At 46.5% G+C, this 15,480-nt stretch carries 8 protein-coding genes and 1 tRNA gene; 1 reads left to right on the forward strand and 8 read right to left on the reverse strand.

Features of this window, described 5'->3' with window-relative positions:
• Window positions 1-2: 2 nt before the first annotated feature.
• The 7 genes from ACRBG0_RS14735 to ACRBG0_RS14765 all read right to left on the reverse strand — a co-directional run bounded on the left by ACRBG0_RS14735 (window position 3) and on the right by ACRBG0_RS14765 (window position 14,693).
• Entirely contained in the window at window positions 3-2,846 is a 2,844-nt protein-coding gene (locus ACRBG0_RS14735) for a TIM-barrel domain-containing protein (protein WP_431487632.1), read from the reverse strand.
• A gap of 63 nt (window positions 2,847-2,909) precedes the next feature.
• Window positions 2,910-4,487, reverse strand: a complete 1,578-nt coding sequence (locus ACRBG0_RS14740) for a hypothetical protein (protein ID WP_431487633.1) — start codon at window positions 4,485-4,487, stop codon at window positions 2,910-2,912.
• Between the two features lie 203 nt (window positions 4,488-4,690).
• On the reverse strand, window positions 4,691-6,163 hold the full coding sequence (locus ACRBG0_RS14745; RefSeq protein WP_431487634.1) for a glutamate synthase subunit beta: 1,473 nt from the start codon (window positions 6,161-6,163) through the stop codon (window positions 4,691-4,693).
• A 192-nt stretch (window positions 6,164-6,355) separates the two neighbouring features.
• Window positions 6,356-10,921, reverse strand: coding sequence for a glutamate synthase large subunit (gene gltB, locus ACRBG0_RS14750; RefSeq protein ID WP_431487635.1), 4,566 nt, complete (start codon window positions 10,919-10,921; stop codon window positions 6,356-6,358).
• 592 nt (window positions 10,922-11,513) lie between these two features.
• A complete protein-coding gene (locus tag ACRBG0_RS14755; RefSeq protein ID WP_431487636.1) occupies window positions 11,514-12,389 on the reverse strand; it encodes a hypothetical protein in 876 nt (291 codons plus the stop codon).
• A gap of 382 nt (window positions 12,390-12,771) precedes the next feature.
• Complete coding sequence (locus ACRBG0_RS14760; protein ID WP_431487637.1) at window positions 12,772-13,662, reverse strand: hypothetical protein; 891 nt, start codon at window positions 13,660-13,662, stop codon at window positions 12,772-12,774.
• Window positions 13,663-13,760: 98 nt separating this feature from the next.
• The gene (locus ACRBG0_RS14765) at window positions 13,761-14,693 is read right to left on the reverse strand and encodes a c-type cytochrome (RefSeq protein ID WP_431487638.1); all 933 of its coding nucleotides are present in this window, start codon (window positions 14,691-14,693) and stop codon (window positions 13,761-13,763) included.
• A gap of 197 nt (window positions 14,694-14,890) precedes the next feature.
• On the opposite strand from ACRBG0_RS14765, the gene ACRBG0_RS14770 reads away from it, so the two are divergent.
• A tRNA-Arg gene (locus ACRBG0_RS14770) sits at window positions 14,891-14,962 on the forward strand.
• A 291-nt stretch (window positions 14,963-15,253) separates the two neighbouring features.
• On the opposite strand, the gene ACRBG0_RS14775 is transcribed toward ACRBG0_RS14770, so the two are convergent.
• Window positions 15,254-15,480, reverse strand: a 227-nt coding sequence (locus ACRBG0_RS14775) for a hypothetical protein (protein WP_431487639.1), incomplete at its 5' end; no start/stop codon positions are given.

The raw sequence follows: 15,480 nt of genomic DNA on the forward strand, positions 1-15,480 counted from the left end.
TCCTAGTAAACAGCCTCTATGATTGCTTTCGCTGCTGTATCCTTAATTTTCACGAAAGTGATTTTCAAACCAGCATCATAAAAGTAAGCGTTACTCGCACTATTATCCAGGTCGTTCTTGCTTCCTACTCCGCTTAGAGATTTCCCCTTCGCGGATACACTAACAGGAGGGTTGGTACCAATAAGTGCTACAAAATAGTACGTTTCCTTCGGCGCATACTTATCGTAAGTGCGTTGGACCGTCACCTTTTGACCATTGGTAATACCCTCATGGCTAATTTCCGTCACCCGGTATGCGCCAGACTCTTCCGCAGCGGTCGTCGTCTCGTCATCCTGGTAAAGGGTATAGGAACTGTCCTTTCCTGGATAAACCTGAAAGGTGATCGGGTTGACCGACAACTCCCCCACATATTGCTCCAACTCCCGCAAAGGAATGATAGCCCCCTCCCGGACATAAACAGGAACGAGGTCCATTGGCACGTCCCAATTTTGAGTGGTTCCTCCCGGTGTTGGGGCGCTCAGAACTTCCGTATTGTCATTGAAAACGTACCATTCGCTACCCGCAGGCAGGTAGACATCACGATTATACGTATTAGGCGTCACCACCGGTGCTACCAAAATATCCTTTCCTAAGAAAAACTGGTCATTACAATGCTGGTACACCTGTGGATCAATGGGATCGTTCACAAATAGGGCACGAGCGATGGGCAAGCCATTTTGTGTATTTTCATACATCGCATCATAAAAGACCTGCAATAATCGGTAACGAATTTCTACGTACTTGCGACAATTGCTCAGTACGGGTTCTCCGTAATTGTAGGGTTCCTGGAAGGCTTTGGTATACTTATCGTAGTGATTGCGATACCAGGGCAAAAAGGCGCCACTCGTCATCCAGCGGGTCAACAACTCGGGGTCTGTCACTCCATTGGTGGAGGAACTTCCCGAGCCATTCGCAAAACCGCCAATATCACAACCAGAAATAGGTTGGCCCGTTAAGCCAATATTGAGTACTTCAGGCACATTTATTTTGAGAAAATCCCAGCTAGAAGCCGAATCTCCCGTCCAAATACCCGCGTAACGGTGAACGCCTGCATAACCTCCTCTGGCTATGATAAAATTCCGCTTTTTGTAATTGTAGGTCCCCTTAAAGGAGTCACTGGATTTCAACTTGGTGATCCCCTCGTAGGTGGCCTTAATCAAATTGATCGCAAATGAATTGTGAATCTTCGCATTCGGTTCATAGCCACCAGTACGTGTATCGTACATCATGACATCCAGCGGAAGCGTTTTGTCGGGATAATTATCATCAAAGTTAGGAATCAGCGCCGGGCAAGTCATGTCTTGCCAGATCATATCCAAACCTATCGACAAAAGGTACTCGTACTGCTCTCCCCACCACTTTTGAACATCGGGGTTACCCATATCGGAATAGAAACCGTAGGTTCCCAGATTAGGGTTATTGCCAGGATATCCTGGTGAAGGCGAGTACTTCTCAACAAGAGAGCTCGTCCCATAGCCTTCATTGGCAATAAAAATATTGGGATTTTCACCCTGTCCATCTCTCGTATTGTAAATAAAAGGATGAACCGGCGCATCATCTTTGTAGGTTGAGATGGCGGCGTTATCCTGATTCAAATTCAAGATATCATCGCGCGTCGGGTAGGGCGTATCGGTATTCCCATTTTCATCCAGCGGGTTAGCGGTAATGATGCCCGTGATATTGGTACTGCACTTAAAACCAGCGCTATGCAAGCCATCAAACATCCCTTTAGCATCAGGAAACTTACGATTACTGCTTGTAAAGGTGCGGTAGTTATCCTGGAAATCAACATCGATGTGCAAGCCATCAATGGGGAAGTTATTGTTGCGGTAATCCTGCGCTACCCCTTCCAGTATCTCGCGGGTATAATAGCCATAACCTCCTTGTTGGTAACCAAAAGCGTACTTTGGCGGCATTGCTGACCCACCGGTAAGGATCGCATACTGACGCATTACATCATTGATGGGGTTTTCAGCATCACCAACCATAATGTAATAATCCAACTCGCCATACAAGGCACCAAAATAGTACTTCCCACTCATGTCGGAGTAATCACTGGCCTCCATATTGAAGTAGGTTTGCGCTACATTGTCTAAAAACAGGCCGTAACTGTAAAGTGAACCAGCCAGGTTGTTCGGGTCAGTGTAACCAACCGCCAAAGCAAGCGGCATCGTATTATAGAGAGGCCCAGAAGGGTTAAGCGGTCCACCTTCCTTTTGTGAATCGGGTATCATCCGCGATCCATCTGAAGCAATATCGTTGTAGGTAAAGTTATCATAATTGAAAAAGGTCATCGTAAAAGACCGCTTGTTTAGCTGATCACCAGCTTTCTCGCCGAAGCCATAATATTTCTCGTTGGTTGGCGCTTTTTTCAGGTTGGCAACAGCTTCATTGCTATAAATGAGGTTCTTTTCGTAAGTATCCTCATGAATCAATTGCCCGTTCTTGTAAACAGCAATTCCGTAAGGATACAAGCCCACCTTCACCTGCAAAACACCGGTATCGAGCAGCAAGGTGCCTCCATTATCTGGAAGTGTTTGCACCGAAAGATTCACTGGCCCCAAGTTGCGGTTTACAACTGCATAAGAATTGTTATTACTGTAATCACTGGCTTGTCTCGCCGCCGGATTAAACCGGACTCGAAGCGCAGTGGCAGATAGAAAGGATAGCTGAACAACTCGGTTATCCTGATTCGTTAATAAAATAGTATTGGCATCTGACTGGGTCCAATTGACTGGGCCCATCTGATTCCAACCATCAGCATTAGCTTGAAATTCGTCGACTTGGACGAAACGATAGGTTGACATAATATAGATTGTTTTCAAAGGCGAGCGACCTCGCCAAATATGGGTTAAAAAACGTTGGAGGTATTACTGCTTAGAAGGCGTTTTGGTAACGGGACGGGTCTTAGGTGCTTGCTTGAAACTTGCTTTCAGCTGCATCAACCAACTGAAGTCACCAATGGCCTGGCTTTCATAGAGGTAGCGTTGTCCAAAGATGGCGGTTCGCTTGCCGTTAATGATCGTATCTCCTACAGCGATCGAAGCGGAGGCGTGACACCCTACGCAGCTTTCTGTACCAAAAATCAGTTCGGTGGTTTGCTGAGGAAAGCCTTCAATTTGCAGCCAAGCTGGCTCATTGGCAATGAGGTAATTGAAATCCGTTCCTTGGGTTGCCCCCTGAAAATAGGTCTCCATCACCATATTGGTAAGGTATACCGGCGTAGCGTCTCCTCCGGCCTTATTGATAACTGCTTCGGGAACAGCACGCTTGGTGGTGTCTGAGGGAGGAGGAACAGGATAAGGAGCTTTGGTTGGATTAGTTGGCCATTGCGCACCAATCAATTGATAATACTGAAGAGGTGAATTTGCCGCGCCGAGTACCCCTTGCACTTGCGTATTCAGCGCCTGTGTGGCCATCGCGATGGGTAAAACCCGCTGAATTTGATTCTTGACCAAATCGGCGCTAGTATCCGGAAAAACATTGATCGGACACGTTTGGCAATTGGGATCATAAAAAGACGGCTTGAGGTTATGACCATTATGGGTAGCCAACACATTGACTTCCAGATTATCAACATGCTCAAAAGTAGCCCAAACCCATTGTGGAGAGGATACCGTCTTAGTGGAAATGTGCATCCCTACCATCCCAACAGTAGCTTCCGTAAAAGTGTTATCAGGGTTTAACACACAAGCAGTACGGTGATAATAGCGATCAAGGAAGGGATCATCGTCAGCCATGATTTTCCAAGCCAACTTGATTTCTATAGCCCCCTGCTGTTTCTTATTTCCAGAAGGAAAAGTGACCACCTTGGTGCCATTCTCAGAAAACTTGATTTGGCCATCCAGGTTGTAAAGTTCATTTTTTACGATATAATCAAACTCTACCTCGTTCATTCGAACCTCATAGCGTACCATGTTTCCATTCTGGTCCCAGATGGGCGCAGAAAAAGCCTGATCGATTTCATCAGCATAATCGGTATCGCTTAAATGAGCAAACTTACTGGTACGGTAAAGGAGGTTTTCACAGTCATCAACTTTGTTTTGCGAAAACAAGGGCAACTCTTCTGTTCCCCAAGGACTTGGCTTTGAGCCGTCACTTTTGTATACTTCGTAACTTTCTTTCCATGTGTTCCAAAGTGGCTCTCCTGAGCCCGTGATACTTGATGCTGGTTTACCGTTTTCATACGGCCAGTTTAAAGCAACGAACATCTGCCAGGAAAAAACCTCGAAAAGCCGTTGAACTTCGTTGAACTTTCCGGCATCTTCCAATGCTTTTTTCTCAGCTAAATCTACATCATAAGGTGTCGTAGGTGTGAGCTTAGGGGGAAAATCAAGGCTTCCAGTACCCTTGCTGTAGGGAATACTGGATAGGCCAGCAATTCCAATACACAGGGTAAGCGCATAAGCGCTCCTTTTCCAAAACTTGTTGAATTTTGAAGTAATCATTGAATATGGTGTTGGGGTGTTGAATGTAAGCTACTGGCTAGCACCAAATAGTACATTTACACCTTAGGTGAAAAAGTCAAACCAACCAAAGCCTGGCTTTAGCCAAGCTTTGCACAAGGTAATCTACTCGTATTACCTATATGCAAATTCTTATTAAATCAACTTCAAGCTTTCAATCAAATAAACCAACCTAAAAAAATGCGCTAAGCATTCACCACTAACTTCCCTTGGTCTCTAGCCTCCAGCACGCTTTCGCCTTCTTCCAGAAAGGCATCCACTGACTTGGCGGCTTCCCGGCCTTCGCTGATAGCCCAAACGACGAGGCTTTGTCCACGGCGCATATCGCCAGCGGCGAAGATTTTAGGAACAGTGGTTTGGTAATTATTGGCGAGTACGTTTCCACGCCCATCGAGTCCAATTCCTAGCTGTTCCAACAAACCTTGCTTTTGAGGATGTAGAAAACCTGCCGCTAGCAGCAACAGTTCGCAAGGCCAATCCTTTTCGGTGCCTTCCTGAGGAACCATATTGAAGCGGCCTGTCTCTGGGTCTTTATCCCAAAGCACGCGCACGGTACGGATAGCTTTGATGGCACCGTGCTCATCTTTGATAATCTCTTTGGTCATTAGTGCCCATTCGCGTTCACAACCTTCTTCGTGGCTGGTGGAGGTACGCAAAATCATGGGCCAGTTGGGCCAGTTATTTTCGGCACGCTCAGTAGGTGGCTTGCTCATGATCTCAATTTGAGTCACCGAGGCGGCTCCTTGCCTGTTGGAAGTTCCTACACAATCGGCTCCGGTATCGCCACCGCCGATGACGATCACGTTTTTGCCTGTCGCTAAAAGAGGCAATTCGCTGCTGACATCCTTACCCGCTACCCGCTTGTTATTTTGCTTGAGGAATTCCATTGCAAAATGAACGCCTTTGCTATCTCGTCCCGGGATCGGCAGGTCGCGAGGGATGGTAGAACCCCCACAAAGCACCACTGCAGCATAATCAGCTAGCAAGCGCCCAACAGGAATGTTCTCTCCTACATTAGCATTCGTCTGAAAACGTACACCAGCGGCTTCCATCACTGCCAGTCGCCGGTCGATCACACTTTTTTCAAGCTTAAAATCAGGAATTCCGTAGCGAAGTAATCCACCGATAGCATCATCTCTTTCAAAAACGGTAACGGTATGACCAGCACGATTCAGTTGGTCTGCGGCGGCGAGTCCGGCAGGGCCACTGCCTACTACGGCCACCTGCTTGCCGGTGCGACTAGTTGGTGGGTTGGGGCGAACATAACCGCGCTCGTAAGCTACCTCAGCGATACTTTTCTCGATGTGCTCAATAGCCACTGGCGGCTGGTTGATCCCCAATACGCAAGCTGATTCGCAAGGGGCTGGACAAATCCTTCCGGTGAACTCTGGGAAGTTATTCGTGCTACTCAGAATATCATAAGCAGTCCGCCAATCTTCTTCGTAAACGGCATCATTGAACTCTGGAATGATGTTCCCCAAAGGGCAGCCGTTATGGCAAAAAGGCACACCACAATCCATGCAACGCGAGGCTTGGGCTATCGTTTTTTCAGGAGGAAACTCCTGGTACAATTCTTTGTAATCTTTCTTACGCTCCTGCACGGGCCGTAGCTCGGGAAGGCTTCTATCGTGGGTCAAAAATCCTTTGGGATCGGCCATATTATTTTAGTTTGTTGGTTGGATGGTTGGATGGTTTGGGGGTGTAAAAGTGTAAGGGTGTAAAGGTTTTGGAAAGTCAGAAAGCGGAAGTGGGAAGTCGGAAATATTTGATATCGCTAGTGAGTAAACTTCACTCTTGTTCTTCGTGTATCTTCACTTACTTCCGAATTCCCAATTCCCAACTCCGACCTTTTAAGCCGTGGGGGCCATCTTCACACCAATGGCTGGTTTTTCCTGTTTTCGCTCCAGCACGGCCTTGTAATCACGGGGCATCACTTTGGTAAACACTTTCAGGGTTGCCTCCCAGTCATTGAGCATATCTAACGCAGTTTTACTAGACGTGTAGGCAAAATGATTGCGAAGCATCTGCCGCAGTAGCTCCTGGTCGTCCCCATTGAGGGGTTCTAGTTCCACCATTTCAGCATTAAGCCTTTCGGCAAAATCCTTTTGGGGATCGTAGACGTAAGCCATACCACCGCTCATTCCTGCCGCGAAATTTTTACCGGTCTCTCCAAGGTTTACCACTAATCCACCGGTCATGTATTCACAACCGTGATCGCCGATACCTTCAACCACCGTTTTTACACCAGAATTCCGGACAGCAAAACGCTCGCCCGCAAGTCCTTTGATGTAAGCTTCTCCGTCTGTCGCGCCATAAAAGGCGACATTGCCCACAATGATATTCTTAGCAGGATCGAAGGTCGCCTCTCGGTCAGGCACAACGATGAGGCGGCCGCCAGACAGCCCTTTTCCAAAGTAATCATTGGCTTCTCCCTCGAGGACAAACTCAATTCCGCGAGCACCAAAAGCACCAAAACTCTGGCCTGCTGAACCACGGAACCGGTATTCAATACTAGCGTCTGGCAGTCCATCTCCTTTCCAGACTTTACTGATTTCGTAAGATAGCATTGTACCTACTGCCCGATCTGTATTCTTAATCGGGAAAGTAGTTTTCACATGCTGAGCAGCTAGCAAAGCGGGTTGTGCATGAGCGATCAGTTGGCGGTCCAAAATTTGATCAATACCATGATCCTGAACGACTTTCTTATACTGCCCCACTTCTTCTCCTACTGCTTCCTTGTAAAGCAAGGGAGTAAGATCAAGGTCGCGGTATTTCCAGTAGGTTACTTCCCTATTGACTTTCAGGCGCTCTACATGCCCAACCATTTCGTTGATCGTACGGAAGCCTAATTCTGCCATAATCTCCCGAAGGTCTTGTGCCAAGAATCGGAAGAAATTGATCACATGTTCCGGTTTACCGGTAAAGCGCTTACGCAACTCTTTGTCCTGAGTAGCAATGCCTACAGGGCAGGTATTTACATGGCATTTACGCATCATGATACAGCCCTCTACAACGAGGGCAGCCGTAGCAACGCCCCATTCTTCTGCACCAAGCAACGTAGCTATTGCCAAATCCCGCCCGGTACGCAGCTGCCCATCAGTTTGCAAAGTCACCCTATCGCGGAGCTTATTTTTCACGAGGGTCTGGTGGCTTTCGGCCAAACCAAGTTCCCACGGTAGTCCTGCATGACGAATAGAGGATAAAGGCGAAGCCCCGGTTCCTCCATCATAACCAGAAATAAGGATGGCATCGGCATGCGCTTTGGCTACACCGCTGGCTATAATGCCCACACCAGCTTTGGATACCAATTTCACATTGATACGAGATTCCCGGTTGGCATTTTTCAAATCAAAAATCAGCTGTGCCAAATCTTCGATAGAATAAATATCGTGGTGTGGTGGCGGGGAAATCAAGCCTACACCTGGCGTAGAATGTCGAACACGGCCAATCCAGTCGTCGACTTTCCCTCCTGGCAACTGCCCGCCTTCTCCTGGTTTTGCACCTTGGGCCATCTTGATTTGCAACTCATTGGCCTGACTCAGGTAATGGCTCGTAACACCGAAGCGACCAGAAGCGATCTGCTTGGTTGCTGAGTTCATACTATCACCATTTTCATCAGGCTGAAAGCGTACTTCATCTTCTCCGCCTTCACCGGAATTACTGCGCCCTCCGATGCGGTTCATGGCAATTGCCAATGTGGTGTGCGCTTCCCAGGAGATCGACCCAAAAGACATCGCTCCGGTAGCAAATCGCTTCATAATTGCCTCTACTGGCTCTACCTGTTCTATTGGAATCGGATCTCCTTTACGGAAAGCCAACAAGCCGCGAAGGGTAAGGGCTTTCTCCGTTTGGTGATTGATTTCAGCAGCGTATTTTTTATAAGCATCGTAATCATTCGTACGAGCAGCCAACTGGAGGTAATGGATACTCTTGGGATTGAAGGTATGCTCCTCCCCTCTTCGCTTCCACTGATAGACACCTCCTACTTCCAACTGAGGATTAGGCAATGCCTGTTTGGGGTAGGCCAAATCATGGCGCACCAAACTCTCGCGGGCGATACCGTCGAAACCTACACCTTGAATACGGCTAATAGTACCCGTAAAACAGTGATCGACCACATCGCGATGGATACCCAGCGCTTCGAAAATCTGTGCGCCTTGGTAAGATTGCAGGGTAGAAACGCCAATTTTAGACATGATTTTCAATAAGCCTTTCCCTATCGCTTTATTATAAACTTCGATGTAATAATCACGGGATTTTTCTTTTCCGAATGCTCCTTTCTGGTATAAATCGGAGATAGTAGCGTAAGTCAAATAAGGATTGACCGCGCTGGCTCCGTAACCGATAAGGGTCGCAAAATGGTGGGTTTCCCGAGCGTCGCCGGTTTCCACTACCAACGAGGTTTGAGAGCGTAAACCAAGGCGTACCAAATGGTGATGAATAGCACCTACCGATAGTAAACTGGGGATTGGCGCGTGAAAGGCATCAGCTTGCCGATCACTGATTACCAAAATGCCATGACCATTACGAACCAAGTCTTCCGCCATCGCACAGATATGGTCTACTGCTGCACGCAAACGTCCCGCCTGGCCACCAATTTTAAAAATAGCGTTGATAGTACCCGCCTTGTAATGCGAATGATGTAGTTGTTTGATTCGTCCCAAATCATCGTTACTCAACAGGGGATGATCGAGGTGGATGTAGCGAGCTCTTTCGGGTTTAACATCCAAAATATTGTCTTCGCCGCCCAGCATTGCATAGAGCGACATGACCGACCGTTCGCGGATCGGGTCAATAGGAGGATTGGTAACTTGAGCGAAAAGCTGCTTAAAATAATTGCTCAGATGCTGCGATTGCTGAGAGAGACAAGCCAGTGGAATATCGGCTCCCATCGAACCGATGGGGTCTTTGCCCAAGGAAATCATTGGTTCGATGATGACCTTCAGGTCTTCCTTCGTAATGCCATGAAGCTGCTGCAAGCGGAAGAGGGTATCCTTGTGCAACGAAGTGCCTGGGCGTTCTTCGAGCGGCAAATCTTTGAGGGTGATCTTGTTGGCATCCAACCATTCGCGGTAAGGCAAGCGGCGGCAAATAGTATCTTTCAATTCCTGATCTCCGATGATCCGGTGTTCTTTTAAATCGGCAATGAGAACGCGGCCTGGCTGCAGGCGGCCTTTCATTACTACTTTGGATTGATCAATGACCAAGGCACCTGCTTCAGAGGCCACAATCAGGCGATCGTCATTGGTGAGGCAATAACGGGAAGGCCGCAGGCCGTTGCGATCAAGGGTAGCTCCTACCAGGATACCATCGGTAAAGCAAATACTTGCTGGCCCGTCCCAAGGTTCCATCATTGTGCGATGGAATTCATAAAAGGCCTTCTTGTGGTCTGGCATCAATTCGTCATTCTGCCAGGCCTCCGGGATCATCATCATCAAAGCGTGCGGCAGACTAAAACCATTGAGTACCAAAAACTCAAGAACGTTGTCGAAGTTACCAGAATCAGAAAGATGCTCTCCACAAACAGGCAACAACTTATCCATCTCATCCTGCGAAAATTTATTGGACTTCAGCAGGCTTTCCTTGCTTCGCCACCAGTTCAGGTTACCACGCACGGTATTAATCTCTCCGTTGTGGGCAATCATGCGAAAGGGCTGGGCCAGTTTCCACTTGGGTACCGTATTGGTAGAAAACCGAGAATGGATAAGTGCAATCGCAGATTTGCAACGAATATCTTGTAAGTCAGGAAAATAAGGGCGCAATTGCCAGGTAGTCAACTGCCCTTTGTAGACGATGGTTTTATAGGAAAAAGAAGCCAGGTAAAACTGGTCTTTGGTAGCAGGATAGGTTTGATGGATGTTGTGAGTCGCATATTTCCGTAAAACAAACAGGCGGCGTTCGAGCGCGTCTGGTGTCATCTCCGTCTTGGGTTTTACAAAAACCTGCTCCATTCGAGGTTCGGTAGAGCGCGAAGTAGGGCCTACTTCTTCATGATCGGTGGTTACCTTGCGGTAGCCTAACAATTCAAGGCCCAATTCATCTATATAGTCATCAAATAAAAACCGACACTGATCGCTCAAAATCTTATCAGCAGGAAAAAAGACCATTCCTACCCCATATTCGCCAAAGGCAGGAAGCGTAAAACCATTTTCCTGGCATTTATCTACCAAAAAATCGTGCGGTAATTGAATAAGGATACCGGCGCCATCGCCGGAGTTGGGCTCACAGCCACAAGCTCCCCGGTGCTCCATGTTTACAAGCATCGTCAGGGCGTCTTTAATCAGATCATGGGTTGGAACACCGCTGAGATTAGCAATTAGGCCTGTACCACAGGCATCGGATTCCAATTCAGGACAGTAAAGACTTTGTTGCTGAAGTTGTTCAGCTAGTTTTTGGTCAGTTTGTTGCTCTTGCATAGACAGCCTTTGATTATGGCGGTCTTATTTGGTGGTTAGGCTATACTCACCAACTACTAGGAAAATTGATGAGCTTCTAAAAATAGAGCTATTTCTTTGAATGGTTATCAATATTATGGCACATTCCTTAATTGATCTACAAACCTAAGGGGTATTCTTCTTCCTCTACAAGGACAAGAACAATTAAATGCCCCATTTAAGAAAATCAAATTTTTTATTGGCCAAACCTATGTTTTCGGGAAATAAAAATCGCCAAAATGCTTATTTACTTCTAAAAGAAGCTTCCTATCAAAAGGCATATTGATACAGCTTCTAGCATAAACACTGTCAAAACAAGCGGTATTATTCCGATTTCTAACGTATTTTACATGAATCCTCCGCTAGCAGGAATTATCTGTTCAAGGGTGCCCATTTGTATAAATACATTTACACTATTGTGGGCCGTTTTTGGGACCACTCCCATAGTGGCGTTGCTGCGCAAATACCACCATTACGGCACCAGGTGGTCCAACGATCCTTCACACAAGCTATCACTATGTGTAGTGATTCCAACACTCCCAGGCCCTCCGTTTTTTATTTTAAACAATGTGACTTACCATTCCCACCGCTCCTTGCTGTGCGGATAAGCGTCCAAGATAGCTTTGGCCATTTGGCGGTCGAGTCGAAAATTATCGATGATCACTCCTACTTCTTTGCTCCCTTTGCCTCGCTCCTCGATGTAGACTTTCTCGACGCTTAGATATTGATGGGTGGCTTCAGGGAGGTAATGAACATGCACCTTTGAATACTTCCATGCTTTGCCCGGTTCTAGTTCTTGTAGCGCAGTGAGAGCGTTTTCGCGCAAACGGTCAACGAAGCGGTCGGGGCTGATGATAGCTTCAAAATCCGTATCTAATTCGTATTTGGGGTACCAGGTTTGCAGGTCTTCCGAGTAGGGAATCGGTTTGGAGGAATAGACTCCAATAACCGGAAAAGCGACTATTATGCCAAACTCTATCAACCAGATAATGGCCAGGGTCACACCGTTGAAGGTCATCCCAAAGACTTCCCACATCCCTACCTTATTGATCTCGTCAATGATGCCGAAAAAGGTGGAGGGATCAGTAATCAATCCCAGGTTGAGGTAGTAATCGCCGATACTCGGCATCGCTCCCATAGCGGCGTATACAACGAATCCAACCCATTGAAAATAGTTGGCAAACAGTCCTAAAATGATAGCCAGTAGCAATTGGTGTTTAAGGCTACGATTTTGAGTCAATTTAGTAAGTAGTCGTACGAGAATACCTAAAGCAATTCCAAAACCTACCGTGACCAGAAAGTTGACGTAAATCAAGGGCATGAACAGAACAATCAGGGTATAGAGGTAGGCTAATAGGCTCGCTACCAATAATCCAGAAATATAAGCAGCCGTTAAACCGACCGGGTTAATCCGGCCAGAAGGTTCGTAAAAGAGCGTGTTAGGGTTCATTGATGGTGAATTTGGTGCTAAAATAATAGTTTTTGACCAAGTATTTATAACCAAAGCTAACCGCTGATTGAGGTACAACTACCACTGATCAGCAATCGCTGATAGAAACTGACAGGATATTAAATTACAGGGAGCCATTCTGGGCAGCATGAAACAATTGAAAAGATCAACTAAGAAAGAAATTTACAAATGAGTAAAATAAAATCAAGAAAAATACTCCCTGTTAACGCGAAAGGCGGAGCCTGAAGCGCGCCGGACGGAGGAGGAGGACAAAGGACAGCAGTGGTACCAAAGGTAAGAACGAATGGCCTGGTGCCGATCCCGGCCCGACTAGAAAAGTCGGGACGGGAGATGGCATGGCCCATAATCAATCAGAAGTCCATTACGCTATCCAAAATACCGCATCATCCAGGGACGTCCCAAACTTAAAATGGCCTTTTAGCTGGTAAGTTACTCCCGCTTCCACTACTACTGAATGCGACAATTTGAGCACGGTAGGCGGCATCAGGCTATCCGTTCCTGTAAAGTTGATACCGGGAGAAACCTCAACGAAAGAACGGAGGTACAAGGCATTGACTTCGCCAGAGAGCAATGCAGTGACAGGCTCATCAACAGTTGCATCATGGGCCACCTCGGTCATTAAATCAATTGAATTAACGACCACCTGTGTGGAAAGTAACGTGGGTAAATGCCTGGTAAAATTGATGGGATAATGGTTGGGAGCTTCCGAAAAATCAACTTGTGCCAATTGGGCCAGATTGATAATGCGCTGTGGGAAAAGCCCCCCTTCCGGGCGAAGATAACTGCGGAGATGCTGAAAAACCTGCACTTGGTATTCGTTGGCACAAAAGATGCTCATCATTTCACCAATAAGAACATCAATAGGCTCGGGCAATACCACTGTGCGAGCATCGGCGTACAAAACGGTAACCTTATGCTGCCAATTGTTTTGTGTAATCATCGCTTCAATGGTGGCTCGCAAATCAGGGTTATGCTCAATGAGGTAAGCGTGTTTTACGAAAGGTAGGTAAAACTGCGTGAGCGCCAATCGCCCTACCCCTGCCTCACAAACCACCTTGTCGTGAAAATCATACTGTGCAAAAGCACGTCGAAAGGCCCCTACCCTTTCCCGATCGCTTTCCATAATTTGGTAATACAAAGGCGGAAAACCAAAATGTACAGGGTCGAAAGTTTGGGATTCAAGGAGGCTAAATTTGAGCTCATCGTACCTGGCAACGAGGCGCGCGAAGGAGTTATCGTTATTCTGATCCAAAAGCTTTTTTTGTCTGAGTAAAAAGGCCACCTCAAAACACTATTTGATGCTTCAAGGTGGCCTCTGTGCCATAAATCTAATAAATTAACCGCACGCGATTACTGCAATGAACTCAGATAATGGTGGATAGCCCTCACTTCGGCCGTATCGAGCAGATTAAAAGGGTGCATAGGCTCCTTGTAGGCTGGCAAATCCGGGCGTTGACCAAATTTAACGGCATCGACAAACTCTTCTATAGTCCACTTTCCGACATTGTTATCGGCGGTGGGGATAAGTCCGGGTACAGGGATGTCATAGTCTAGATGCAAGAATACAAAACCACCGGCCATATAACCCGGTGTAGCTTTGGGTTCGAGAGCACTGGCGGCTTTGATATCCGCTGAATGGCAATAATAACAAAGGTTGACATTGTTGACCTGATAAGCACCATAGGCCACCGAATCGCTGAGGCTAGGGTTGGTGGGATACTCCGTTTGATAAGGCGTAGGCGTGAGTACAAACCTATGAAGCGCCTTGGACAATAAAGAGGACTGATGGGGAGGGTGAACCTCGTTGGAAGGTGCTACCCAGGGGTGATCGGACCGCAAAAAGGCAATAATATCATGGATATCTTGTTCGGAGGCCAGCGGCCATGTAGGCATGACGGCGATGGCCCTTTCATTGTTTTGTTTGATACCCGTGCGGAGTAGTCGGTACAATTCGCCGTCGGTATAATCACCGATACCCGCGGTAGGATGTTTGGTGATATTGGCCGTGTAGATGGTTCCAAAATCACTGTTGGCGCCCCGATCTTCAAATATACGACCAATCATTTGGGTGCCACTGGCCGAGCGATGGCAATTTCGACAGTTGCTATCTACTAGTTTTTGCCCCCTGGCAATGGCTTCTGGGTTAAGGTCAACCGCAAGCGAAGGAGCTTGGACATCTGTATAAGTAGGTGGAGAACTAAATGCGATGAAGGCAACAAAGAGCAATAGTAGCAAAATAAGACCGAGCAGCAGGCGGCCAATGATACGAAGTGGCTTTTTCATAGAGTATAGGTGGATTGTTAGGTAAAATAACCGGATCAATACGGTTACAATAGTTGCACTGAATGTATTAAATACCAATGAATTACGCAATAAAATAGCAGTAAAAAACCAACTAATGGAACTATTAAAATAATAAAACGGTTAAGTACTTGGCGGAAGGAAAAATAAATGTGTATTTTTGCCGCTGAAGTGAAAATGGTCCTATAGCTCAGCTGGATAGAGCACCTCACTTCTAATGAGGNNCGCAGGTTCGAATCCTGCTGGGATCACTATCAAAGAAACGTTGACCTTGAAAATCAACAACTTACGCGATTTTATTTTAGCGAGTTGTCGTTTGCGTTGACGTTTTAAGCTTGGTAAAGTTAGGAAAAAAGGTCAGACTCGGGAATGAGTCTGGCCTTTTTCTGTTTTAGTTGTAAAATCTTTTAAGAGAAGATCAGGGAAAATAATAAATTTTATCGGTCTCCAAAGGTGAGAACTTATCAAAAAGCCCAGCCCTAGGTTTATCCCTTAAAATATTTTTTTAATATATGCAATCTAGGAATAATTCATCCATTTCCTTAAATAATTAAGCGTCTTTCGTCCAGGCTTACCATCCCAGAAGAGTTTATTGCAGTCACCTTAAAACGATGGAATACTTCTTCATTACTGCTATCTAGTTTAGCTAGAGAAGAACTGCCTAGAGCCGTATTACTCAGATTTACGGAGACTGATACCTCATTGCTGGTAATTTGATAAATCTTAGTCCAATTACCAAAAACATCTAAGGAGTAAAGGTCATAAGTAC

The sequence above is a fragment of the Lewinella sp. genome, from assembly GCF_050633125.1.
Classification (GTDB): domain Bacteria; phylum Bacteroidota; class Bacteroidia; order Chitinophagales; family Saprospiraceae; genus Lewinella.